Origin of the sequence: Actinomyces sp. oral taxon 170 str. F0386 (genome assembly GCF_000195595.1) — a bacterium.
Lineage (GTDB): Bacteria > Actinomycetota > Actinomycetes > Actinomycetales > Actinomycetaceae > Actinomyces.
The window spans coordinates 80,095-103,938 of record NZ_GL882530.1; the positions used below are offsets into that span (position 1 = coordinate 80,095).

The window sequence follows — 23,844 nt, forward strand, 5'->3', positions numbered from 1 at the left end:
CCGGGCGTGGAGCGACGGTGCTTGCTGGGCGCAGATCCCGCTCAGGCTTCAGCGCGCCGGAGCGTCCGCGCCGCTCAGAGTCCTGATCGCCGCGTCCACGCCGTCGATGAGCTCGGGCGTCACCGCGAGGGCCGCCGACCCGGCCCGGTAGGTCATCCCGGGAATGGGCGTGTAGAGGACACTGGCCTCCAGGGACGTCCGCCCCTCCTTGACGGCCTGCCACAGCTCGGGATCCTCGTGGAGGAACCGTGTGACGCGCTCATCGGTGGCCAGGTGCTCCAGGACGTTGTCGGCCGACTTGTGCGCCGCCCTGCCCGGTAGCCTGCGAGGAGGAATATCGGTCTCGTCGTCATCATCGATCGTGGGAGCCGCCCCCTGGTACTCGACGACGACCAGTTGGGCCCCGCTGGGTGAGAGGGCCAGCGCATGGACCGGGCTGTTGACCGGCCGCTGATCGATCGCGCTGCCACGGAAGGCGTCGGTGATCCGGAAGCCCTCCAGGACGGCGAACTGCTCACCGTTGGAGGTATTGAGCCGACGTGAGACGTCCAGGATCTCGGCCTGCTGCTCCGCCACCGAGGCGGCCAGGTCACGCATCTCGCCGACCACCTGGGAATCGGCACCGGAGTCGGCCAGATCGGCGACGGTCTCATCGAGACGGCTGGGCTCCAGGGCATCGACACCGACGACGCCCAGAGACTCGGCGAGCTTCTGAAGACGCGCGATGTCGGCCTCAACCGCCACCTGACGCTTGGTGCGCGCCGTGAACAGCTCCTGGCTCTCGGAGAAGCTCTCGGCGGCCCGGATCCGCCGGTTGACGGAGAGCTCAGCGGCCAGATCGGTGCCGCCGCCCGCCGGACTCGCGCTCAGGGCCGAGCGCGGCATGTAGGTCGTGGCGAAGTCCAGCAGGCTCAGGGCCGCCTGCCCAGGAGTGAGCGTGATCAGGTAGCCCACGAGGCTGGTGGACGACGACGCCGTGCTGATGCGACGCCCCGGCGCCCCCAAAGCCAGGACGAGTGCGAGGCTCATGGCCACCGCGGCCAGCGCACCGATCGTGTAGAGGAGCCCCTGGGCACCGCTCAACCCGCCCCACCACTGGGAGAGCAGGCGAGGCAGAGCCGACAGGAACAGGTCGTCCTCGGTCTCCTTGAGCTCAGGGGCGAGCTGCCAGACAGTGCGCACCTCGTACATGCAGCACAGCAGGAACAGCACGACGCTCACCACCAGGATCCCCAACCGGAAGCCCTGGCGAGCGTTCGGCTCGGCGCCCGGCGTCGTGGCCTCCATGGCATCGGCCCTCACACCGCGCACCTGCTCGGCGGTGGCCCGCCCGGCCCGCATGGCGTAGAGGCGCCCCTGGCGAAGGTCCCCGTAGGCGCCCCAGGTGACGGCCAGGTCGCCCCAGGTGAAATTCGCCAGCGCCACCACGGAGACGATGAGAGCGCGCACGAACGGTGGTGCCTCGGTGAGATTGGGGTAGCGGGGAGCCGGCGCCCCGGCCACGGTCCAGCCGTGCACGCCCGCGTAGGCCCGGCGGTGGGCGTCCAGGAGCAGGCAGGCGGCCATGAGGATGACGGACAGGGGGATGGCGCTCAGGCCCCCGCCGTTGACCCGCCACAGGAACATGAGCAGGGCCGGGAAGCCGCCGCCGGAGTCGCTCTGGCCGAGCTGCTGAGCGATTCTGGCGATATAGGTGGCGTGGTCGCTCACCGACTGCAGGATGACCACCGCCGGCAGGATCCAGGCCACGACCCGCAACCATATGAGGTTCCTGGCCCCCTCGAAGGCCGGCGAGTCCTTGAGGCGCCACAGCGTGATCGCCAGGGCCACCGCCATCGTGATGTTCGCGGTGCTTACCTGGTTGCTGACCGCCAGGACGTTGCTGTTCTCCTGGGTCATCGACCCCGAGGTCCATGGGTTGAAGGAGAAGGGCAGGCGCCCGTTGCCCAGGACCGAGGAGAGCATGCTGTTCTCCTCAAGCGCACGGATGCCGTCATTGACGGCCGTCAGGCCGGCGCCTGCGGCGAAGCCGAGCAGGGCCCAGTCGGAGGCCGCCAGCCGGCGCATCCGGCCCGGTGCCAGGAACACGACGAGCACCAGGGGAACCAGTGGGCTGAGCACCTCCAGGGCGATGGTCAGGGCGATACTCATCCCGTTGCCCATGGCGGACAGTCCCGCTCGGGTGCGTACGGAGCTCATGATGACGGCCACGACGAATGACCACACGGCGCCGACGCCGTACATGAGGAGCACCGAGCGCCAGCTGATGGTGCGCGTCCGTGCCAGCAGAGCCACCACCATGAGGCACACAGCCATGAACACCGCCGGGACGGCGGCGTAGGCCAACCGCGGCACCACCACCAGGGCGGCGATGAGCAGCGGGATCATGATGGCGTAGGCTCCGCGCACCACCAGGCTCAGGGCGCTGGATAAGCCCGGGTGGCGGCTCCACCAGCGCCGGTAGGCGGAGGCGGCCTCCTGCCACCGTTCGGGAGGAACCGCACGGTATACCGGTGTTGCTGCGATGTTGATGGGCGCAGTCATGTTGTGGACTGTATGCCGTATCTAAAGCCGCCCGCAAGGAAACAGGCCGTTCGGTCGACCGGTTCACCAGCAGCGACATCGCCGATGACGACCGGCCCACCGAACGGCAGATGAAATCGTCAGGCGCTGTAGGTCCTGCCGGTGAGGGGCCCTACCGTCCTGACCGCTCTGGTCCGGCTCGGTCGCAACGACGTCGGCCATGCACCCAGGTACCCAGGGGCTTCAGGGCGCTCAGCAGACCGGTGGCGTCGTCCCGTCGGATTCTGCGAGAGCGGTCGGCAGGGCCCACCCGATAGGATGGTCCCGGCCGCAACTGGCGAGGGTGGGGAACCACCGGGGAGTGGCCGAGGCCGTCCACGTGCGGGACGTCGCCCGCCTGGGCGTCCCGTGCCCCTCACGCCGTACCAGGAGCGCCATGTCCCCGTCGTCCCAGTCCTCGCAGTCCGTAAATCAGACAGTCCCCACCGCTCACGTCCCCACTGAGGGCCTCGTCAGTCCCGATCGCTTCCCTGTGCGCCGCGCCCTCGTATCCGTCTACGACAAGACCGGCCTCGTCCCGCTCGCCCGGGCCCTGGCCGACGCCGGCGTCGAGATCGTCTCCACCGGCTCCACCGCCGCCACCATCGCCGCAGCGGGCCTGGCCGTCACCCCGGTGGAGGAGGTCACCGGCTTCCCCGAGTGTCTCGAGGGCCGGGTCAAGACCCTCCATCCGGCTGTCCACGCCGGTATCCTCGCCGACCGCCGTAAGCCCGACCACCTCGACCAGCTGGGCACCCTGGGCGTGACCCCCATCGACCTCGTCATCGTCAACCTCTACCCCTTCACCGACACCGTCGCCTCCGGCGCCCCCTTCGACGCCTGCGTCGAGCAGATCGATATCGGTGGCCCCACCATGTTGCGCGCCGCCGCCAAGAACCACCCGGCCGTCGCCGTGGTCACCAGCCCCGAGCGCTACGACGACGTCGCCGCCGCCGTGCGCGAGGGCGGCTTCACCCTGGCCGCCCGCCGCCGCCTGGCCGCCGAGGCCTTCGCCCACACCGCCGCCTACGACGCCGCCGTGTCCACGTGGCTGGCGGGCCAGGTCGAGACCGACGCCACCGACGCCGCGGACGAGACCGGCTCCGATGAACCGACCGCCCTGCCCGCCTACGTCGGCGTCGGCTACGAGCGCCTGGCGAGTCTGCGCTACGGGGAGAACCCCCACCAGCGGGCCGCCGTCTACCGCACCGCCGGGGCGAGCGGGGGAGTGGCCGGCGCCCGCCAGCTCCACGGCAAGGCCATGAGCTACAACAACTACACCGACACCGACGCCGCCGTGCGCGCCGCCTACGACCACGGCGAAGCCGTCACGGTGGCGGTCGTCAAGCACGCCAACCCCTGCGGCATCGCCGTCTCCGCCGACGGGGACGTCGCCGAGGCCCACCGCAAGGCCCACGCCTGCGACCCGGTCTCCGCCTACGGGGGCGTCATCGCCACCAACGCCACCGTCACCGCGGAGATGGCCCGGCAGATCAAGCCGATCTTCACCGAGGTCGTGGCCGCCCCCGCCTTCGACGATGAGGCCGTGGGGATCCTGTCGACCAAGAAGAACCTGCGCCTGCTGGTCGTCGAGGCCCCTCAGCGCGAGGGCTACGAGATCAAGCAGGTCTCCGGCGGAGCCGTTATCCAGGAGCGCGACGTGCTCAGTGCCGACGGTGACGACCCGGCGACCTGGACACTGGCCGCCGGGCCCGCCGCCGACGACGCCCTCCTGGCCGAGCTGGCCTTCGCCTGGCGCTCGGTGCGCGCCGTGCGCTCCAACGCCGTCCTCCTGGCCCAGGGCGGCGCCACCGTCGGTGTGGGCATGGGACAGGTCAACCGCGTCGACTCCTGCAAGCTGGCTGTTGAGCGCGCCAACACCCTGGGAGCCCGCTCCACCGGCGACGCCGCCAACGGCTCCCAGAAGGAGAAGGGCACTGTCGGTGGGGCCGATGCGTCCGAGGTCCTGGGGGACTCGGACGCCGTGCCGGAGCGCGCCCGCGGTGCCGTGGCCGCCTCCGACGCCTTCTTCCCCTTCGCCGACGGCCTCCGGGTGCTCATCGACGCCGGGGTTCGCGCCGTCGTCCAGCCCGGCGGGTCCATCCGGGACCAGGAGGTCATCGACGCCGCCCAGGCCGCCGGCGTCACCATGTACCTCACCGGCACCCGCCACTTCGCCCACTGACTCTCGGCGGCCTCGTGCCCGCAGTTCCATTCCGGGTGCGGGGCCGCTCCTTGAGGCGGAAGGTCGTGGACCGACGCCCCTGAGCGCCGATAGGCTCACCACCGTGACTCACGACCCGCATCCCCAGCAGGCCGAGCACAAGGAGCCCTACCGCACCATCTGTGTCGTCCTCGTGGCCATCGGCCTGGCGGCGGTTCCCGCCATCGCGCTGCTGGGACACCGCCGTATCGCCGTCCTGTGGGCGGCCACCGGGATCCTGGCGCTCGCCATTGTCAGGATCCAGCGCCCCGACGGCACCTGGCTGGCGGCTCGCACCCGCCTGTTCGACGTCGCCTTCGGTATCGGCCTGGCCGCGGTCCTGTTGCTCCTGTCCTCCTACGTCAACCTGCCCCACGTCATGTGAGTGGCGGAACGCTCGGTGCGTGCTCCTGACCTTTCCCGTAGCCTGCAGGTCGTCTTCTGTGATCTGGGCCGTCTGCGCTCTCATTTCCTGGTCCGAGGCGGCGCCGCAACCGAACGGTGTGGCACGCTGGGGGTATTCAAGACGTTTTGTCACCTCCTTTCACACTGAAGGTCCCCTATGTCAAGCAATCCCTCAGCCACTCCCTCCCTGGGGCACCGCCTCAGCCACAGTATCCTGACCTGGGTCGTTGGTGCCATCGTGCTGGCCCTGCTCCTGGGATCGGTCCGGCTTGGCGGTCACCCGATCATTCCCAAGGCAGTCGGCAACGTCTTCGCGACCTTCTCCGACCTGTTCAGCCAGTTCCTCAACTTCGCGATCCCGCTCATCATCATCGGCCTGGTCACCCCCGCCATCGCCGACCTGGGACGCGGCGCCGGCAAGTGGCTCGGCATCACCACGGCCCTGGCCTACACCTCCACCCTCTTCGCCGGATTCCTCACCTTCCTGGTGTGCGCAGCCACCTTCCCCCGCCTGCTCGCCGGGACATCCCTGGCCAATGTCGCCAAGCCCGAGGGGGCGCTGAGCAGCTACTTCACCGTGGAGATGCCCCCGCCGGTCGAGGTCATGACCGCGCTGCTGCTCTCCTTCATCTTCGGCATCGGCCTGTCCCTGGTTCCCCGAGGCGTCCTGCGCAAGGGCTCCATCGAGTTCCGGGCCATCATCACCCGCCTCATCGAACGGATGATCATCCCCCTGCTGCCGCTGCACATCTTCGGCATCTTCCTCAACCTCACCTACACGGGCGCCGCCGGCTCGGTCATGAAGGCCCTGTTGAAGGTCGTCGTCGTGGTCCTCATCCTCGAGGTCGTCATCCTGGCCATCCAGTTCATCGTCGCCGGGGTCATCGGACGCAAGAACCCGCTCAAGGCCCTGCTCACCATGCTTCCGGCGTACCTGACGGCCCTGGGCACCTCCTCCTCGGCGGCCACGATCCCGGTCACCCTGCGCCAGACGAGGAAGAACGGCGTCTCCGACGCGGTCGCCTCCTTCACCATCCCCCTGTGCGCCACGATCCACTTGGCCGGATCGACCTCGAAGATCTTCTCCTTCGCCTTCGCCATCGTCCTCACCCAGGACCTGAACGTGAGCACCGCCCAGTGGGCCGGGTTCATCTTCATGCTCGGTATCACCATGGTGGCGGCTCCGGGCGTGCCCGGGGGCGCCATCATGGCTGCCACCGGCCTGCTGTCCTCCATGCTCGGTTTCAACGACCAGCAGGTGGCCCTCATGATCGCCACCTACATCGCCCTGGACTCCTTCGGGACCGCCACCAACGTTACGGGAGACGGCGCCATCGCCATCATCGTAGACCGCATGGCGGGCGGCTCCGTCAATGACGAGGGCGACCCGGAGAACGCCCGCGAGCTCTCCTTCGACGGTATGGCCTACCTCGACGCCGTCAGCGTCGAAGGCGTCGTCAGCCCCGAGGAGCTCGAGGCCTCCGCCGCCGCCACCCGCTCCGGGGAGTAGATCGCAGTCACTCGATCGGGCGCTGGGAGTCACCGACTTTCGGCGCCCGATCGTCGTGTCGGCCTGAGTCCGTCTGAACCGGTCAGTGCCCGCGGGCGGTGAGTGTGCGCAGCGGTCCGGGCTCGCTCAGGAGCTTGGCCGGCGGGCCCGCCTGCACCACCGTGCCCGCATCCATGACGACGACGTGGTCGGCCTGCTCCGACCACTGCAGGCGGTGGGTGATCTCGATGATCGTGGCCTGCGGCAGGTAGGTGCGCACCCCGATGCGCACCCGCTCGTCCAGGTCTGGGTCCAGGTGTGAGGTGAACTCGTCGAGGATGAGTACCCCGGGACGGGCGAGGAGGGCCCGTGCCAGCGCCAGACGCTGCCGCTGGCCCCCGGACAGGGACTGGCCGCGCTCGCCCACGAGGGTGTCGTAGCCGTCCTCGAGGGCCTCAATGTCCTCATCGATGCAGGCGGCCCTGCAGGCCCGGAGGACCTGGGCGTCACTGGCCGACGGCGCCGCCAGGCGAACATTGTCGGCGATGGTGGCCCGCATGAGATGGACCCGCTGATCCACCATCCCGATCTCCTGGTAGAGGCTGAGCGCGCGCAGATCGGCCACGTCCTGGCCGTCGATGAGGATACGGCCCGACGTCGGCTCATCGAAGCGCACCGCCAGCTGGGCCAGCGTCGACTTGCCCGAGCCCGAGGCCCCCACGATGCAGGTCCACTTGCCGGCCCTGGCTCGCAGGCTCACACCGCGCACGGCCTGAGCGGCGGTGCTGGGATAGGAGTAGCTCACGTCCTGCCACAGGACCTCGTGGGAGATCCCGCTGGTCAGCTCCTGAGCGCCGTCGCGCACCTCCACGGGGGCGTTGACGACCTCCCACACCCTCTCGGCCGAGGCGAAGGAGGCGTTGAGTGCGCCGGCGAGCTCCTCGACACCGCGTACGGTCTCGGTCATCCGCAGTACCGCGGCTGCAGCGGCCGTCAGAAGGGGCACGCCCGCTCCAGAACCGGTGGTCGGCAGCATCGACCCGATCATGACGACGACGATCGGTGCGATCAAACTCGCCAGCTGGTTGACGCCTCGGCGCACTGCCGCCCACTGGCCGGTGGGACGCGAGGCGCCGGTGATCTCGGCGTCGATCCTGGCCATCTCATCGAGACGCTCCTGGCCACGCCCGTACCCGACGACCTCGCTCATGCCCTGGATGGTGTCGGTGACGTGCTGGGTGAGGTCCGCTCTCAACGCCGAGGCTGATCGAGAGGCCTCCAGAGAGGCACCAGACCCCAGACGCGGCACGATGAACAGCTGAAGCACCACGAGGGGAAGCACCGTCAGAGCCACCGGCCAGGACACCTTGAGGCCGATGGCCGTGAGTACCACGATCGGGGTGATGACGGCCGAGACCGCCGGAGCGAGGGTGTGGGCGAAGAAGACCTCGATGCGGTCGACGTCCTTGGTGGCCCGTGACAGCAGATCGCCCGAGCGGGACGTCGTGCCGACCCTGGGGGAACGGGGGATGAGTGAGCGGAAGATCTGACCGCGCAGCAGCTCAAGAGCTTTGAAGGCCACAAGGTGGCCGAGGAACTGCTCGACGTAGCGCAGGGCCGCCTTGAGCAGCGATAGCCCCGCCATGACTGTCAGCATCGGCCACATGGCGGGCACAGGTGACTTGTTCACCATCGCCAGCCCCGTCGAGGCCACGGCGTAGGCGCCCAGGGCGAACAGGGCCACGCCGCTGAGCGCGTCGATGATGCGGCACAGAGTGGAGGCCAGGAGGGGTGGGAGCACCGGGCGGGTGACTCCCAGCAGCCAGCGCACCAGCGTCGCACGCGACGGACGCTCCTGCGTGGAGGAACCGGTTCGAGTCGTCGCGCTGTGCCCATCTGATCCGACGGCATCACTTGATCGGGGTGCTGGCGATTGCCTGGACCGGATCATGCCTGCTCCTGTCCGTGGTTCCCGTGGGCCGTCTCGGGAGCGGTGTCAGTAGTGTCGGTGGCGTCGGAGACGTCATCAGTGCCATCGACGTCATCGTCCTTGTGGACGTCGGTCTCGGCATTGTCGGTGCCGGCCCCTGCGCCGCCGGCGGCCGGAACCCGGGGCGGGCTCACCTCGTGGACTCCTCGGCCCTCGACCCTCACCGTCCGGTCCGCGGCGGTCAGTGCCCCCGCACGGTGCGAGATGGTGATGACAGTGCGGCCCCGGGCCAGCTGCTCGATCGACTCGACGATGGCCGCCTCGCTGGCCAGGTCCACCTGGCTGGTGGGCTCGTCCAGCAGCAGTACGGGGCGGTCGGCCAGGAAAGCGCGTGCCAGGGACAGGCGCTGCGCCTGTCCGCCCGAAAGACCCAGTCCGGCTTCTCCGACCTGCGTCTCCAGCCCCTCTGGCATGAGAGCCACCTCCTTGTCCAGGCGGGCCACCTCCAGGGCGTGCCACATCTGCGACGGCGTCGCATAGGGCTGGGCCAGGCGCAGGTTGTCCGCGATCGTGCCGGTGAACAGCCACGTCGTCTGGGCCACCAGCGCGGAGGCCGAGCGCACCTCGTCCTGGGTGGCGGCGGTCAGCTCAGTTCCTCCGACGCGCAGTGCGCCCGTGCTGGGCAGCAGGTTCCCGGCGAGCATCGCCATGAGCGTCGACTTTCCCGCACCCGAGGGGCCCACGACCGCCAGGTGCTCACCGCGCCGCACGACCAGATTCACGCCCTCGAGCACCGGCTCCTGGCCCCAGGTGGCCTCGACGCCGTCGAGCACGACGACGTCCTGAGCCGTTGCGCCTGCGTCTGTCCGGGACCTGGCCGGTGCTGCGGAGCGAGGCAGAGGGCGCGACAGGATCCGGCGGATCGCGCGCTGGTTGGCCATACCACCCATGCCCACGTAGAAGAAGGCCCCCATGTGGTTCAGCGGCTCGAGGAGCACGAAGGAGGTCAGCATGATCGCCAGCGCGTCGCCGACGTCGATCACACCGGCGCTCAGGCGCATCAGGGCCAGTCCCGCAGCCCCGGTGATGAGGAGGAGCGAGAAGAGGCCGTCGGTGAGCAGGATGACGAGCTGATTGCCCGCCAACAGCCCCATGACGGCGCGCCGGTTCGTCTCACCCGCCAGGCGCAGGCGGGCACTGGTGCGCTCAGCGGCCCGGGCCAGGGTGAGGGTGCGCAGCCCCTGGATGGCGTCGAGGTACTCGGCGGCCAGCCGTGTGCGAGCCTGGCGGGAGCCCGACGACGAGGCCCGCAGCCGCGAGTGGGCCAGGGCGATGAAGGCCGGCACCACGACGACGGTCAGTCCCAGGACCAGGGCGGGGACGACATCGACCGCGGTCGCCAGCTCGATGAGCACCAGGAGGGGCGCTGCGGCGGCTGCCAGGGTCGGGGCCAGGAAGGTCTGGCGGTAGAGGGCCACACGCTCGGCGCCGTCGGTCAGCAAGGAGGCGGTGGCACCGCTGCGCACGTCGGCGGCGCGAGCCGGACCCAGCCCCAGCAGGTGGGCCAGCGTGAGCCGGCGCAGGTGGGTCTCCTCGGTGAGCGCGCTGGAGCGGGCGACCCGCTGGGCCAGCAGCTGGCAGGCGGCGCTCAGGACAGCGGCGGCCAGCGCCTGGGCGAGCAGGCCCGCAGCCGGTGATGAGCTCAGGAGAGCGCCCAGAGCGCGTCCGGTGGAGATGAGGCTCCACCCCCCGCCCAAGGCGCCCAGCAGCGTCAGGCCGAAGGAGACGGCACCCGCGCGGCGCCCCGCGGTCGAGGAGACCGCGGGTGGTGGGGGCGCGGAGCCGCGGCGTCGAGGCGCCAGTCGGCGCATGAGGGATCGGCGTGAGCTCATCACGGTCCTGGAGGCGAGAAACGGGCTGGGGGAGGATCCCAGCGTATCGACCAGGACGGGGTGCTGTCAGGAGCGGTCAGGATCTCGGTGAGATCACCGGGTGCCAGCAGGATCTCCACCACAGCCGACCAAGGTAGTGGTGAGAGTCACGAAATGTGGTGGACTGGTGTGTTCACCTGCGCGGACGTCATAGCGTTGTCCTGCCGGGCTGCCGCCTGCGGCCCGCGACGACACACGTCTCGAAGGAGTCCTCGATGGCAAACGCTCCCGTCAATATCACCGTCACCGGTGCTGCCGGCAACATCGGCTACGCGCTGCTGTTCCGCATCGCCTCCGGCGCCCTGCTCGGCCCGGACCAGCGCGTCAACCTCCGCCTGCTGGAGATCCCGCCGGCCGTCAAGGCCGCCGAGGGCACCGCCATGGAGCTGTTCGACTCCGCCTTCCCGACCCTGGGCAGCGTTGACATCTTCGACGACGCCAAGGCCGCCTTCGAGGGTGCCAACATCGCCTTCCTCGTTGGTTCCATGCCCCGCAAGGCCGGCATGGAGCGCGCCGACCTGCTCTCCGCCAACGGCGGCATCTTCGGACCCCAGGGCGAGGCGCTCAACGCCGGCGCCGCCGACGACATCAAGGTGCTCGTCGTGGGCAACCCCGCCAACACCAACGCCCTCATCGCCTCCTCTCACGCTCCCGACATCCCCGCCTCGCGCTTCACGGCCATGACCCGCCTGGACCACAACCGCGCTCTGGCTCAGCTGGCCACCAAGGCCGGTTGCCACGTCACTGACATCGACAAGGTCACCGTCTGGGGCAACCACTCCTCCACCCAGTACCCCGACCTGACCCAGGCCACCGTCAAGGGCGCCCCCGTCACCGATATCCTGGCCGACCGCGCCTGGGTCGAGAACGACTTCATCCCGACCGTCGCCAAGCGAGGCGCCGCCATCATCGATGCCCGCGGCGCCTCCTCGGCCGCCTCGGCGGCCTCTGCTGCCATCGACCACGTCCACGACTGGGTGCTGGGCACCTCTGGGTCCTGGACCTCCTCCTCGGTCATGTCCGACGGCTCCTACGGCGTGCCCGAGGGCATCATCTCCTCCTTCCCCTGCACCTCGGAGAACGGCGAGTGGAAGATCGTCCAGGGCCTGGAGATCGACGACTTCTCCCGCGGCAGGATCGACGCCTCAGCGGCTGAGCTCGTCGAGGAGAAGAACACCGTGGCCTCCATGGGGCTTATCTGAGATCTTCACCCCGGTGATCTGCGGCGGTTCGTCTGCTGAGGCCGGCTCCGGTCCTCATGCTGGTTCTCAGGGGGCTCCGTACCACGTCATCTGGTGCATCCGGCTCCCGTCCCCGGCTTGGGGGCGGGAGCCGGATGTGATGAGATCGGAGCATGGCACGCCGCAGATCCAAGCGCCCCTACGGGCAGGGACACATCCCCTTGAGCATGGACCGCCTCGCCTCCGTGCCTCGCACCCAGGCCGGACCTGGTGGGGCCGACTTCACCGTGCGCTACCTGCGCGGCGGGGACAAGTCCTACACCTGCCCCGGCTGCCACCGCGTCATTCCGGCTGGTACCGCGCACGTGGTGGCCTGGACCAACGAGTCCCTCTTCGGTGCGGACCGGGGCCTGGAGGAGCGACGTCACTGGCACACCTCCTGCTGGGAACGCCGCCTCTGGTAGGGCTGCGCCAGGAGCCGTTGAGCCTGGGCGCGCGAGGCGGCGATGCCCGCTGCTCATACGAGCGGCTCGGGGGAGCGCTCCTCCCAGCCCGGCAGCAGTCGGTCCAGCGCGAAGCGCAGCGGCACGATGTCGCCGTCGCGTCCGCCCTCACCGATCGTCATCGGCACCGGCAGGCTCTCGGGCCTGACTCCGTGCAGCCGCTGGGCCAGGTTCAGCGGCATCGACAGGAAGTAGAAGCGGCCCTGGGTGTCGATACCGACGGTCTCGTCGGCCCTCAGGTACCAGCCGCGCAGCGGGGTGCGGGCGCTGCCGCCCGAGTAGCCGCGCACCCGTAGCGGACCATCCTCAAGTCCCTCATCGCGGGCCACTCCGAGGAAGAGCTCGACGATGCGCGCCGCCCGCGCGTGCTCGACGTCCTGACGCTCCTGAAGCATCCGGGCCCGTTGCGCCGCCACTCGACGACGCGACGCCGCCCAGTCGGAGACCTCCGAGTCGCCAGAGCCGGAGGTACCGGCTGACTCGTCCTCGGACCGGGCGGCGTCGTCGGCAGTCACAAGTGCGCCTCAGCGGCGCCCCTTGCCCTGGCGAGGGTGGCGGTTGCCGGAACCGCCCTGGTTCCTCCCAGGGGCCGGAACGTTCTCGATGCGGCCAGAACCGCCCTTGGGCGCGTTCTTCGGAGCCGCTTGAGCGGCTGCCTTCTGGCTGCCTCCGGACGTCGCAGCGGCCGCATTGCCGGCTGGTGCGGGCGCCGAGGCGGCCGACGGCGCGGAGGTGGCTGATGTCGCTGAGGCGCTGCTGGAGCCGGAGGCGTGAGCACTGTTGGCGGTGTTGGCACTGTTGGCGCTGCTGCCACTGGCCGTCGGCTCGGCCGATGCGGCGGAGGACTGCTCCTGCGCCGGATCCTGAGCCTCCTGGGGCAGGGCCGCAACGTGGTCGCTGAAGGTGGGTGCCTGAGGCAGGGCACCGCCCAGGACGCCGCGCATCTCGGTGAGGTAGGCGGCGACCGAGTCGCGCTGACGCTCGAGCTCCTGGAGCTGGCGGGCGGCCACCTGGGCGGTGACATCGGCGTCGGCACGGGCGTCGCCGATGATCTGCTCGGCCTCGATCCGGGCCTGTGCCAGGGTCTCCTCGGCCTGGGCGACCGCCTCCTCCTGACGCTTGCGGGCCTCGGCGTCGGTGCGGGCGCGGACCTCCTCGGCGCGGGAGAGCGCCTCCTGCAGGCGCTCCTCGGCCTCCTGGGCCTGAACCTGTGCCTGCTCCTGCATCTCTCGGATGCGCTCGCGGGTGGCCTCGTGGGCGTCGGAGTCCTCCTGGGCGGCCTGCTCGTGCGCGGCGGCGATCTCCAAGGTGGCCTGCTGGCGCAGCTCAGTGGCCTCGGAACGGGCGGCAGCGGCCTCATCGGTGGCCGAGCGGCGCAGCGTCTCCGACTCGTTGCGTGCAGAGGTGAGGATCTCCTCGGCCTCGCGCGTCGCCTTGCCGACCGTCAGCTCGGCCTCCTGCTTGGCGGCCGAGAGGATCTCCTCGGCCTTGGCCGTGGAGGTCTTGTGCAGCTCATCGGCCTCGGCGGCGGCGGCCTCGCGGTTGGCGGTGGCGTCGCGCTCGGAGGTGATCGCGATCTCGGCGGCCTGCTTACGGGCCTGAGACAGGACCAGTGCGGCCTCGCGCTCGGCGGTGGCCCGCATCTCGGTGACGGCGGCCTCGGAGTCGGCCGAGATCTGGGCCGCCTTGCGCGAGGCGGAGGAGACGAGCTCCTGGGCTCGGGCCTCGGCGTTGGCCAGCGCGGTGGAGGCCTCCCCCTGGGAGCGGGAGCGCAGCTCGCTGGCCTCGCGGCGGGCGTCGGCGAGCAGGGTTGCCGCCTCCGAGGCGCTGCGTTCGGAGAGGTTCTTAGCGTTGGTCCGGGTACGGGTCAGGAGGGCGTCGGCCTCGGCGTTGGCCTTGGAGAGCACCGAGGCGCTCTGCTCCTCGGCGCTGCGCAGCAGCTGCTCGATCCGTGAGCCCAGGCCGGCGTAGGTCGGCTTGTCGGACTCCCGCAGCCTGCGCTGGGCGTCAGCCAGCTCGCCGGCCAGCGTCATGGCGCGCTGGTCGAGGCTGGCGACCTCGCGACGTGCGTCGGCGAGCTGGCGCGAGAGCTGCTCCAGCTTCCGGTCGACCTGGGCGCGGTCATAACCGCGCATCGTGATGGCAAACTCGCTGTATTCCTCAGCCACGTCGGGTTCCTCCTTTTGGCGAGCCGGGGACGCTCACCATTCAGCCCAAGAGTAACGATTGGGTATGATCGGGATGGTGGTCACGAAAGCGTGACGATACGCACAATCTAGCAGGTGGGGGCCACTTCCGGGCGGTATGGGTGAGGCGGCCGGGGATGCGTGCGGTGCCCCGCGGAGCGCGGGGCGATCTCGGGCTCGCGTTTCTCCGAGTGTTCCTCCGGCTCCTTGCTGAGAACGGGCCACGACTTGGTGATCGGCTGTGGCCTTTTCTGCCGGCTGGATCCCGAGAGGGGTCGCTTCGCTCAGCGCGTGCCCCGTTGTGATTTTGCGCCGAGGTCGGTGCGGTCACAGGGTCCGTCATGCGATTCTGGTGCCCGTCGAGCGCATGGTGAGCGCTCGCAGCGATGTCCGGCTCCGTAGCCAGCCGTCGCCAACCGTGTCCGCGAGCATAGGAGACCCGCGTCGTGAGTCGACGTATCTTGAGCGTGGTGGTGACCGTCCTCGGGCTGGTCCTCATCGCCCTGGCCGTTTGCTCGGCCACTATCTGGAAACCCAGCTCCAAGGTCGAGGCGACGCTCGCCTCAGGTCCTTCTCAGCCCTACGTCATCACGGCCCCTGGGGTCCTCAGCGGTCCGCAGTCCGACGTCGCTGTGACCGCGAAGTCCTCCGACGGTAAGGACGTCCACCTCTTTGTGGCCCGCGCGGCCGACGTCGAGGCCTGGCTGAGCCCCGACGCCGACAACGCGCTTCCCTACACGGTGGTCACCAGTATCGATGCCAACGCCGGCACTCTGGCCTCCGAGGACGAGACCCAGTACTGCCCCAGCTCCTCCGCCACCTCTGCCGCCTCCTCGGCGGCCACCCCTCAGCCCTCCGGCTCCGCCCAGGCCGGGGCGACGCCGTCGGCCTCCGGGTCCCAGTGCTCGGAGCGCAAGGCCGGCTCCGTGAGTGCCTCGGGCTCCGACCTCTGGCTGGGTGAGAAGACCGGTGGTTCATCGGTCACCTTCAACACCGCGCAGACCGCCGACCGCGCTCTGCTGCCGCGCAAGAACGTCGACGAGCAGATCGTCGTCATGGCGATGACCGACGGCAAGGCCAAGGCCCCCGACCTGACCATCAGCTGGTCGCGGCAGGTTGAGACGCCCTGGTACTTCTACGGCGGTCTGGTTCTGGGCGGTCTGTTCGTCCTGGCGGGCGCCTTCCTGTTCTTCATCGACCTCCAGCTGCGTCGAGCCGACGTCGAGCGGCGAACCCGTTCGGCCGAGCGCGCGGTCCGTATCGCCAACGCCGACTCCGTCTCCACCGAGGGCATTCCCCAGGTGGATGATCCCGACCGGCAGCTGACCCGCCGAGAGCTGAGGGACAAGGAGCGGGCCGAGGTCTCCGGTGAGGCCTGGACCGACCCGCGCACGGGCCGCGTCTACCTCGACGGTATCGAGGCGCCCTCCGTCCCCCAGGCGCCCGAGACGCTCCCCGGTAGCGGCTACGGCGAGGACTATCGATTCAGCGGCGGCTACCTCGACAACAGTGGAGCCGGTGAGAGCCACGTGGGGCAGGAGGACCCGGCAGTTGCTGGAGTCGCCCGTGGCTCGTCGGTCGTCCCCGGTCTCGATGAGGCGGCCACTCAGCAGTACCGGGCCGCCCGGGCCGTGGAGGGACTCCAGGACGGCGAGGCGCTGGCGATCGCCTCAGACGGCGTCGAGGCGCCTGGCACTCCCGGACTCACTGATACATCGCGATTCTCCGAGGCTTCTGCTCATACCGGTCACGTGAGCCATCACAGCCACGTGGCTTCCCGTGAGGACCAGGTGCCTGAGCGGCACGAGTCTCAGGACTACACGCGCTTCGCCCCGCAGGAGTACCACACCAGCCATATGGCGGCTGAGCCACATGAACGGCAGAGCCTCGGAGGTGACACCGCCGAGATCGAGGAGCTGACGCCGTCGGCCCGGCCTCAGGATCCCAGTCTCCAGATACCGACTGCCTTCGCCCAGTCTGGAGGGCAGTCCTGGCCGGTTGCCAACCAGTCCCTGCCGGAGGCAGACGCTTGGCCCGACCCACGGGCTGCCGAGACCGGGGACACCGGTGAGCACTCCTCCTCCGCTACGTTCACAGACTCCTCAACGACCTCGACCGTATCGTGGCCCAGTTACTCCGGCGGCGTTGAGCTGCCTCCCGCGACCGACCCCGCCGCCATTCAGGCCGCCGGCGCCGAGCCGTTCGGCGAGCCCGACCCCACAGCGGACCCCCACAACCAGGAGCACGCATGAAGTCCACCCGTCGAGCCTTCCTGAGCGCAGGCGGTGCCTCCGCCCTGGCCCTGAGCCTGGCCGCCTGCTCGAAGTCGCAGCCGAAGACCTCCCAGACCCAGGCCTCCGGCACGCCGATCGCCGAGCCCGTTCTCAACGACAAGCAGCTCTCCGAGATCCTCCAGCGCGTTCAGACCGGCCTGGCGACGGCGGACAAGGAGAAGAACGCGGACAAGCTCAAGGAGATCATGTCCGGTCCGGCGGCTCGGATCCGTGCGGCCGAGTACGCCACGGCCTCCGCCAGTGGCAACAATGAGCTCATCCACCCGGTGACCACCACGATCCAGGGCGGGGGAGTGGGGCAGACCGTGGGCTTCCCCCGTAACGCCGCCGCCGCCTCGGAGGGGGCCAGCCCCTCGATCCTGTCCCTGGAGCAGAACTCGGCCCGCGACCAGTTCAAGGTATGGGCCTGGGTGCAGGGGTTCTCCGAGCAGAAGAACATTCCCGTCCTGACCAAGCAGTCGGCTCAGCGCGCCAAGCAGGTGACGGCCGACTCCACGGGTCTGGTCGCCACCCCCAAGGCGGTTCTCGACGCCTATGTCGATGCGCTCAACAACCCCGAGGGCGAGAATGGCAAGGCCTTCCCCGATGACCTGCTGCGCCAGAAGATCCAGGCCGCCCGGACCACCAACCTCAGCTCCCTGGGCGAGGTGACCGTCACGGCGGCCCCCGGTCAGGACGGGTTCCAGGGGCTTCAGTTGGAGGAGGGCGACGGCGGGGCGCTGGTCTTCACGACCCTGACCTACACGGTCGTCTACAAGCGCACGGTCGACGGCTCCGACCTCACCTTGCAGGGCGACGTCGCTGCTCTCATGGGCGGCAACCAGAAGATCGTCGGCACGGTCACCGCCACCTACGACTCCATGGTCGCCTTCGCCATTCCCAAGGAGGGAAGCGGCGAGAAAGCGGCGATCCTGGGGGCCGAGACCGCGCTCATCAAGGTGGACCGGGACGACTCCCAGACGCCGGCCCCCACGGCCGCGGCGTCCGCCAGACCGTCCTGAGCGTCTCCGACCACCGGCCCGACTCCATGAGCACCCGGAGTCGGGCCGCCGGCAGGCTCACGCCTTCGATCAATGAGCGTCGATGAGCAGGACCCGCCGGTTGCGCCGACGCTGAAAGACATCGAAAGACCCCGACCACGAAGCAACCGGGCTGCGGCCCGAGGAAGGCAGCTGCTCATGAGCATGTTCGGCGCCGTTGACCTGTCCAGTTTCGCCCCCGCCACCAAGCCGGAAGGTCCTGCCGGCGGGGCACCGACCCCCACGTCCGTCGGTTCCGGCGGGGCCGGCGGCGGCCTGGCGGTGCCGCTCGTGGTCGACATCGACGCCGCCAGCCTGCGTGACGTCGCCGAGGTCTCCACCCAGGTCCCCGTCATCGTCATCCTGCACAGCCCGCGCAGCCAGGTGAGCTCCGACCTCGCCGCCGTCCTGGAGCAGCTCGCCGGGCAGTACGCCGGTCGCTTCCAGCTGGCGCGCGTGGATGTCGACGCCGCCCCGGAGGTCGCCCAGGCGCTCCAGGCCCAGGCCGTCCCCACGGTCGTGGCTCTCATCGCCGGCCAGCCGGTCCCCATGTTCCAGGGATCGGTGCCCGAGGAGCAGCTGCGCTCGGTCATCGACCAGCTGCTGGAGGTGGCGGCCGCCAACGGCGTCAGCGGCACCATCGCCGTCGACGCCACGGCGAGCACCGGCGCCCAGGCCGAGGAGCCTGAGGAGACCGAGGTCGAGCGCGCTGCCCGTGAGGCCATCGAGGCCGGCGACTTCGCCGCTGCTGAGGAGGTCTATACCCACGCCATCGCCCAGAACCCGGGTGACGACGACCTCAAGGTGGCCCGCAACCAGGTGCGCCTCATGGCCCGTCTGGACGGCCAGGACCCCCACCAGCTGATCGCCGCGGCCGACGCCGCCCCCACTGACCTCGACGCGGCCCTGGCCGGGGCCGATGCCGCTCTGGCCCTGGGTGACGTCAGTGCCGCCCTCGACCGGTCCCTGGAGGCTGTGCGCACTCACCAGGGGGAGGAGCGCGAGACGGCTCGGCTGCGTCTGCTCGAGCTCTTCGAGGTCATCGGCTCCACCTCCCCGGAGGTCGCCCAGGCCCGCCGCCGTCTGGCCACCATGCTCTACTGAGTACCTGCACCGTCCGCTCTGACACATGCGAGTGCCCCTCACCGTGCTGGTGAGGGGCACTCGCAGCTGAGTGAGACGTGGGAATCAGGCGATCGGCTCGGGGTCGATCTTCCATACCTCACGGGCATAGTCGCTGATGGTTCGGTCGGAGGAGAAGCGGCCCGAACGGGTAATGTTCACCCACGCCTTGCGCTGCCAGGCACGGGTGTCGGCGTAGTCGGCCGCCATGGCGTCCTTGGTCTCGCGGTAGGAGGCGAAGTCACCCAGGACGTAGTAGACGTCGGCGGGCTCGTAGGAGGGCTCCAGGAGGCTGCGGCGCAGGTCTGCGAACCAGCCCGAGCCGTTGTCGTCGAGGGTGCCGTCGGTGAAGGCGTCCAGAACGCGCTTGAGGCCGGGGATGTTCTCGTAGTGCCACACCGGGTCGTAGCTCTCGCGCAGGCCGGGCAGCTCGTCCTCGGTGGCGCCGAAGATGTAGGCGTTGTCGTCGCCCACGGCCTCAAGGATCTCCACGTTGGCGCCGTCCAGGGTGCCCAGGGTCAGGGCCCCGTTCATCATGAACTTCATGTTGGAGGTGCCCGAGGCCTCCTTGCCGGCCATCGAGATCTGCTCGGAGACGTCTGCGGCCGGGATGATGTGCTCCGCCGGGGAGACGTTGTAGTTGTGGACGAAGACGACCTTGATGGTCTGGGAGACGACCGGGTCGTTGTTGACCAGCTCGGCAATGGCGTTGATGAGCTTGATGACGGCCTTGGCCCGGATGTAGCCGGGGGCCGCCTTGGCCCCGAAGATGAAGACCCGCTTGGGGACCTCCAGGCTCGGGTCCTGCTTCATACGGAAGTAGAGGTCCAGGACGTAGATGGCGTTGAGCAGCTGGCGCTTGTACTCGTGGAGACGCTTGATCTGGACATCGAAGATCGCCTCGGGGTCGATCTCGAGGCCCTCACGCTGGGCGATCCACGCGGCGAAGTCCACCTTGTTGGCATGCTTGATCTCTGCCAGGCGGTCGTAGACGGAGTCGTCCACGGAATCGGTGTGCTCGGCCAGGACGGAGAGGTCCTTGACCCAGGCGTCCGAGCCGGTGACCTCGTCCAGGAGCTCCGACAGCCTCGGGTTGCACTGACGCAGCCAGCGGCGCGGGGTCACGCCGTTGGTCTTGTTGTTGAAGCGCTCGGGCCAGATGGAGTGCCACTCGCCCAGGGTCTCGCGCTTGATGATCTCGGTGTGCAGCGCGGCGACGCCGTTGATGGAGTAGGAGGCGTAGCAGGCGATCCAGGCCATATGCACTTTGTCACCGGAGACGGGGGCCATGTAGTCAATGGTGCCCTGGTCCAGGCCGCGCTCGGCCATCTCGATGCGGAAGCGGCGGTCGATCTCCCGGACGATCTCGGTGATGCGCGGGAAGAGACGGTCGAAGATGGAGATCTCCCAGGTCTCCAGGGCCTCGGCCAGCACCGTGTGGTTGGTGTAGGCGAAGGTCTTGGTGACCACGTCCCAGGCCGCCTCCCAGCCCAGGTGGTGCTCGTCCATGAGGATGCGCATGAGCTCGGGGATGGCGAGCACCGGGTGGGTGTCGTTGAGCTGGATGGCGTTGTAGTCGGCGAAGCCGGACAGGTCCTCGCCGTGGTGCTTCACGTAGTTCTCAACGATCTGCTGGAGGGAGGCCGAGCAGAAGAAGTACTGCTGGCGCACTCGCAGAACCTTGCCCTCGTAGGTGGTGTCATTGGGGTAGAGGACCCGGGAGATGTCCGAGGTGCGCTCGCGCTCGACGATGGCCTCGGTGAAGCGCTGGGAGTTGAAGGCCTCGTAGTCGAACTCCTCGACCGGTTCGGCCTTCCACAGGCGCAGGGTGCCCACGTTCTTGGTGCCGTAGCCGGTGATGGGCATGTCGTAGGGGATGGCGCGCACGGTCATGTCCCGGTAGCGCACCAGGCGCTGGGCCTCCTCGTGACGGATGACGAAGGGGTAGCCCTCCTCCATCCAGGGGTCGGGGTGCTCGGTCTGGAAGCCGTCCTCGAAGAGCTGCTTGAACAGACCGTAGCGGTAGAGGATGCCGAAGCCGTTGACGGGCAGGTCCAGGGTGGCGCAGGAGTCCAGGAAGCAGGCGGCCAGGCGGCCCAGCCCGCCGTTACCCAGCGCGGCGTCGGGCTCCTGCTCCAGGACGTCGGTGAGGCTGACGCCGAAGGAGTCGACGGCCTGGCGGGCCTCGTCGACCATCCCCAAGTTGGAGAGGTTGTTGAGCAGGGCGCGGCCCATGAGGAACTCGGCGGAGAAGTAGTGCTCCTGACGTCCGGCGTTGTACTTCTGCTCGGTGGCGTACCAGTCGTCCGCGATGGTGTCGACGACGGCAGCGGACAGACCCTGCCAGACCTCCATGAGGGTGGCTGCGGTGGCGGGGCGACCGGATACGGCGCGCACCTGCGCGGGGGCGCTCGTGACCAGCTTCTGTGTCATTCTTCTTCCCTTGTCAGGCATCATGGTCGCCGACTGCAAGAGCCTTGCATCGGACTGAAAAAGCGTACATCGACGAGGGCTGGGCCGCCCGGCCTGCGCAGGGAGCACAGGGCGTCGGAAGGCCGCGCGCCTGTGCGAGACAGGGCCCAGACTACCGGCTCATAGGTGGTAGTGCCGGGTTGAGTTCAAGGTTCTGATCACTTAGTTGGCTCAGAGGCCGCGGTGGGGTGGAGGCGCGTGCCTCCACCCCACCGCAGTGCGTGGTCTCAGACCGTCTCAGTCCTGCGTCAGTCCTTCGCCGGCCGCAGGAAGACCGCGCCCATCGGGGGGACCCGTAGTCGCACAGAGGCTGGGCGCCCGTTCCAGGGCAGGTCCTCGGCCTCGACGTGGCCCAGGTTGCCCACGCCGGAACCGCCGTACTCCTCGGAGTCGGTGTTGAGGACCTCCTCCCAGTCCCCGGCGAAGGGCAGGCCCACCCGGTAGCCCTCGTGCGGGGTGCCGGCGAAGTTGATGATGCAGACCATGAGGTCGGCCCTGCCATCGGCGTCGGTCCCCTTGCGCAGGTAGGACAGGACGTTGTGGTCGCCGTCCCCGGCCTCGATCCACTCGAAGCCCCGGTGGGAGAAGTCCTCCGACCACAGGGCCGGCGAGCTCAGGTAGAGGCGGTTGAGGTCACCGACCAGGGCGAGCAGCCCCTGGTGGCCCGGGTCGTCCAGGATCCACCAGTCCAGGGAGCTGTCCGCGTTCCACTCGGTTCCCTGGCCGAACTCCTGGCCCATGAACAGCAGCTGTTTGCCGGGGTGGGACCACTGGTAGGCGTACAGGGTGCGCAGTCCCGCCAGCTCCTGCCAGGGGTCTCCGGGCATCTTGGACAGCAGGGAGCCCTTGCCGTGGACGACCTCGTCGTGGCTCAGCGGCAGGATGAACTGCTCGGAGAAGGCGTAGACGAGGGAGAAGGTCAGCTCGCCGTGGTGGTAGCGGCGGTTGACCGGGTCCTCGGCCAGGTAGCGCAGGGTGTCGTTCATCCACCCCATGTTCCACTTCAGACCGAAGCCCAGGCCGCCGTACTCGGTGGGCGCGGTCACGCCGGGCCAGGCCGTGGACTCCTCGGCGGCCATGAGGATGCCGGGGTTCTTGCGGTAGGCGGTGGCGGTGGCCTCCTGGAGGAAGCTGATGGCCTCCAGGTGCTCGCGGCCGCCGAACTGGTTGGGGTGCCACTGGCCGTCCTGGCGCGAGTAGTCCAGGTAGAGCATGGAGGCCACGGCGTCGACGCGCAGGCCGTCGGCGTGGAACTCCTGGAGCCAGTACAAGGCGTTGGCGACCAGGAAGTTGCGCACCTCGTTGCGCCCGAAGTTGAACACGTAGGTACCCCAGTCGGGGTGCTCGCCGCGCTGCGGGTCGGGGTCCTCGTACAGCGGGGTGCCGTCGAAGCGGGCCAGGGCCCACTCGTCCTTGGGGAAGTGGGCGGGCACCCAGTCCATAATGACGCCGATGCCGGCCTGGTGGAGCTGGTCCACCAGGTAGCGGAAGTCGTCCGGGGTGCCGAATCTCGAGGTGGGCGCGTAGTAGCTGGTGACCTGGTAGCCCCAGGAGCCGCCGAAGGGGTGCTCGGCCACGGGCAGGAACTCGACGTGGGTGAATCCGGCCTCCTTGACGTAGGGGACCAGCTCCTCGGCCAGGCCCCGGAAGCCCAGGCCCTGGCGCCACGAGCCGATGTGAACCTCGTAGATGCTCATCGGGCCGCTGTGGGGGTCGGTGGTGGCACGCTTGTCCATCCACTCCTGGTCCCCCCACTCGTGGAACTGGTCGGTGACCACCGAGGCGGTGGCCGGGGGGACCTCGGTGGCGCGGGCCACCGGGTCGGCCTTCTGGTGCCAGGAGCCGTCGGCGAAGCAGATCTCGAACTTGTAGCGGGCGCCGACCCCCACGCCGGGGACGAAGAGCTCCCACACGCCCGATGATCCCAGTGAGCGCATCGCGGTGGCGGTGCCGTCCCAGTAGTTGAAGTCGCCGACGACGCGCACGGCCCGGGCGTTGGGGGCCCACACGGCGAAGGCGGTTCCCTCGACCTCGCCCATGGGGCCGTCGTAGTGCTTGACGTGGGCGCCCAGGACCTCCCACAGCTCTTCGTGGCGGCCCTCGGCGATGAGGTAGGTGTCCATCTCGCCCAGGGTCGGCATGTAGCGGTAGGGGTCGTCGACCGTGGTGGTCTCATCGCCGTAGGTGACCTTGATGCGGTAGTCGGGGACCTCCTGGCCGGGTAGGACCGCGACCCACACGCCGTCCTGCTCATGGGTGGCCGGGTAGGTGCCGTCCTTGGTGATGATGACGACGTTGTCGGCCAGGTGGCGGACGGTGCGGACGGTGACCCCGTCCTCGCCCACGTGGGCGCCCAGGACCTCGTGCGGGTCGTGGTAGCGCGCGTGGGCGACGTCGGCCAGAACCCAGGGGTCCACGGGGACAGGGGCGAGGTCGGCCGGGGCGACGGAACTGAGGTCCTTCTCAGGGGTGTTGGCGCTCATACAGCAACTCTTCCATGCGTCAGTGATTAGCGGGTGCTTTTGGACGTCGAACCGATGGGGATGA

The 23,844-nt window shown here is 69.4% G+C and carries 15 protein-coding genes and 1 riboswitch; of the genes, 8 read left to right on the top strand and 7 right to left on the bottom strand.

Annotated elements, in window-relative coordinates:
* Window positions 1–48 precede the first annotated feature (48 nt).
* Entirely contained in the window at window positions 49–2,544 is a 2,496-nt protein-coding gene (locus HMPREF9056_RS04375; RefSeq protein WP_009403223.1) for a hypothetical protein, read from the bottom strand.
* Window positions 2,545–2,843: 299 nt separating this feature from the next.
* Window positions 2,844–2,933, top strand: a riboswitch (ZMP/ZTP riboswitch).
* 26 nt (window positions 2,934–2,959) lie between these two features.
* Between HMPREF9056_RS04375 and purH the strand changes: the two genes are divergently transcribed.
* The 3 genes from purH to HMPREF9056_RS04390 all read left to right on the top strand — a co-directional run bounded on the left by purH (window position 2,960) and on the right by HMPREF9056_RS04390 (window position 6,680).
* Window positions 2,960–4,747 carry a bifunctional phosphoribosylaminoimidazolecarboxamide formyltransferase/IMP cyclohydrolase gene (purH, locus tag HMPREF9056_RS04380; RefSeq protein ID WP_009403225.1) on the top strand — a complete coding sequence of 596 codons (1,788 nt, stop codon included), beginning with the start codon at window positions 2,960–2,962 and terminating at the stop codon, window positions 4,745–4,747.
* A gap of 103 nt (window positions 4,748–4,850) precedes the next feature.
* Complete coding sequence (locus HMPREF9056_RS04385; protein WP_009403226.1) at window positions 4,851–5,150, top strand: hypothetical protein; 300 nt, start codon at window positions 4,851–4,853, stop codon at window positions 5,148–5,150.
* Window positions 5,151–5,327: 177 nt separating this feature from the next.
* Window positions 5,328–6,680 carry a dicarboxylate/amino acid:cation symporter gene (locus HMPREF9056_RS04390; RefSeq protein ID WP_009403227.1) on the top strand — a complete coding sequence of 451 codons (1,353 nt, stop codon included), beginning with the start codon at window positions 5,328–5,330 and terminating at the stop codon, window positions 6,678–6,680.
* A gap of 82 nt (window positions 6,681–6,762) precedes the next feature.
* Here the strand turns inward: HMPREF9056_RS04390 and HMPREF9056_RS04395 are convergent, their stop codons facing one another.
* The gene (locus HMPREF9056_RS04395; protein ID WP_034513784.1) at window positions 6,763–8,610 is read right to left on the bottom strand and encodes an amino acid ABC transporter ATP-binding/permease protein; all 1,848 of its coding nucleotides are present in this window, start codon (window positions 8,608–8,610) and stop codon (window positions 6,763–6,765) included.
* Complete coding sequence (locus HMPREF9056_RS04400; protein WP_087942186.1) at window positions 8,607–10,481, bottom strand: ABC transporter ATP-binding protein/permease; 1,875 nt, start codon at window positions 10,479–10,481, stop codon at window positions 8,607–8,609. Before HMPREF9056_RS04400 ends, HMPREF9056_RS04395 begins: the two co-directional genes overlap by 4 nt.
* A gap of 254 nt (window positions 10,482–10,735) precedes the next feature.
* Between HMPREF9056_RS04400 and HMPREF9056_RS04405 the strand changes: the two genes are divergently transcribed.
* Window positions 10,736–11,722, top strand: a complete 987-nt coding sequence (locus HMPREF9056_RS04405; protein ID WP_009403231.1) for a malate dehydrogenase — start codon at window positions 10,736–10,738, stop codon at window positions 11,720–11,722.
* A gap of 152 nt (window positions 11,723–11,874) precedes the next feature.
* Window positions 11,875–12,165, top strand: a complete 291-nt coding sequence (locus tag HMPREF9056_RS04410) for a hypothetical protein (RefSeq protein ID WP_034513786.1) — start codon at window positions 11,875–11,877, stop codon at window positions 12,163–12,165.
* A 53-nt stretch (window positions 12,166–12,218) separates the two neighbouring features.
* Here HMPREF9056_RS04410 and HMPREF9056_RS04415 read toward each other — a convergent pair whose 3' ends face one another.
* Window positions 12,219–12,719 carry a hypothetical protein gene (locus HMPREF9056_RS04415; protein ID WP_009403233.1) on the bottom strand — a complete coding sequence of 167 codons (501 nt, stop codon included), beginning with the start codon at window positions 12,717–12,719 and terminating at the stop codon, window positions 12,219–12,221.
* 9 nt (window positions 12,720–12,728) lie between these two features.
* On the bottom strand, window positions 12,729–14,372 hold the full coding sequence (locus tag HMPREF9056_RS04420) for a DivIVA domain-containing protein (protein WP_009403234.1): 1,644 nt from the start codon (window positions 14,370–14,372) through the stop codon (window positions 12,729–12,731).
* 464 nt (window positions 14,373–14,836) lie between these two features.
* On the opposite strand from HMPREF9056_RS04420, the gene HMPREF9056_RS04425 reads away from it, so the two are divergent.
* From HMPREF9056_RS04425 to HMPREF9056_RS04435, 3 genes are all read left to right on the top strand, one after another.
* On the top strand, window positions 14,837–16,642 hold the full coding sequence (locus HMPREF9056_RS04425) for a hypothetical protein (protein ID WP_034513788.1): 1,806 nt from the start codon (window positions 14,837–14,839) through the stop codon (window positions 16,640–16,642).
* Window positions 16,639–17,685, top strand: a complete 1,047-nt coding sequence (locus HMPREF9056_RS04430) for a hypothetical protein (RefSeq protein WP_009403236.1) — start codon at window positions 16,639–16,641, stop codon at window positions 17,683–17,685. The genes HMPREF9056_RS04425 and HMPREF9056_RS04430 overlap by 4 nt, the downstream gene beginning before the upstream one ends.
* A gap of 177 nt (window positions 17,686–17,862) precedes the next feature.
* The gene (locus HMPREF9056_RS04435; protein ID WP_009403237.1) at window positions 17,863–18,807 is read left to right on the top strand and encodes a tetratricopeptide repeat protein; all 945 of its coding nucleotides are present in this window, start codon (window positions 17,863–17,865) and stop codon (window positions 18,805–18,807) included.
* An 84-nt stretch (window positions 18,808–18,891) separates the two neighbouring features.
* On the opposite strand, the gene HMPREF9056_RS04440 is transcribed toward HMPREF9056_RS04435, so the two are convergent.
* Complete coding sequence (locus HMPREF9056_RS04440; protein WP_009403238.1) at window positions 18,892–21,258, bottom strand: glycogen/starch/alpha-glucan phosphorylase; 2,367 nt, start codon at window positions 21,256–21,258, stop codon at window positions 18,892–18,894.
* Window positions 21,259–21,545: 287 nt separating this feature from the next.
* Entirely contained in the window at window positions 21,546–23,780 is a 2,235-nt protein-coding gene (glgB, locus tag HMPREF9056_RS04445) for a 1,4-alpha-glucan branching protein GlgB (protein ID WP_009403239.1), read from the bottom strand.
* Between the last annotated feature and the right edge of the window lie 64 nt (window positions 23,781–23,844).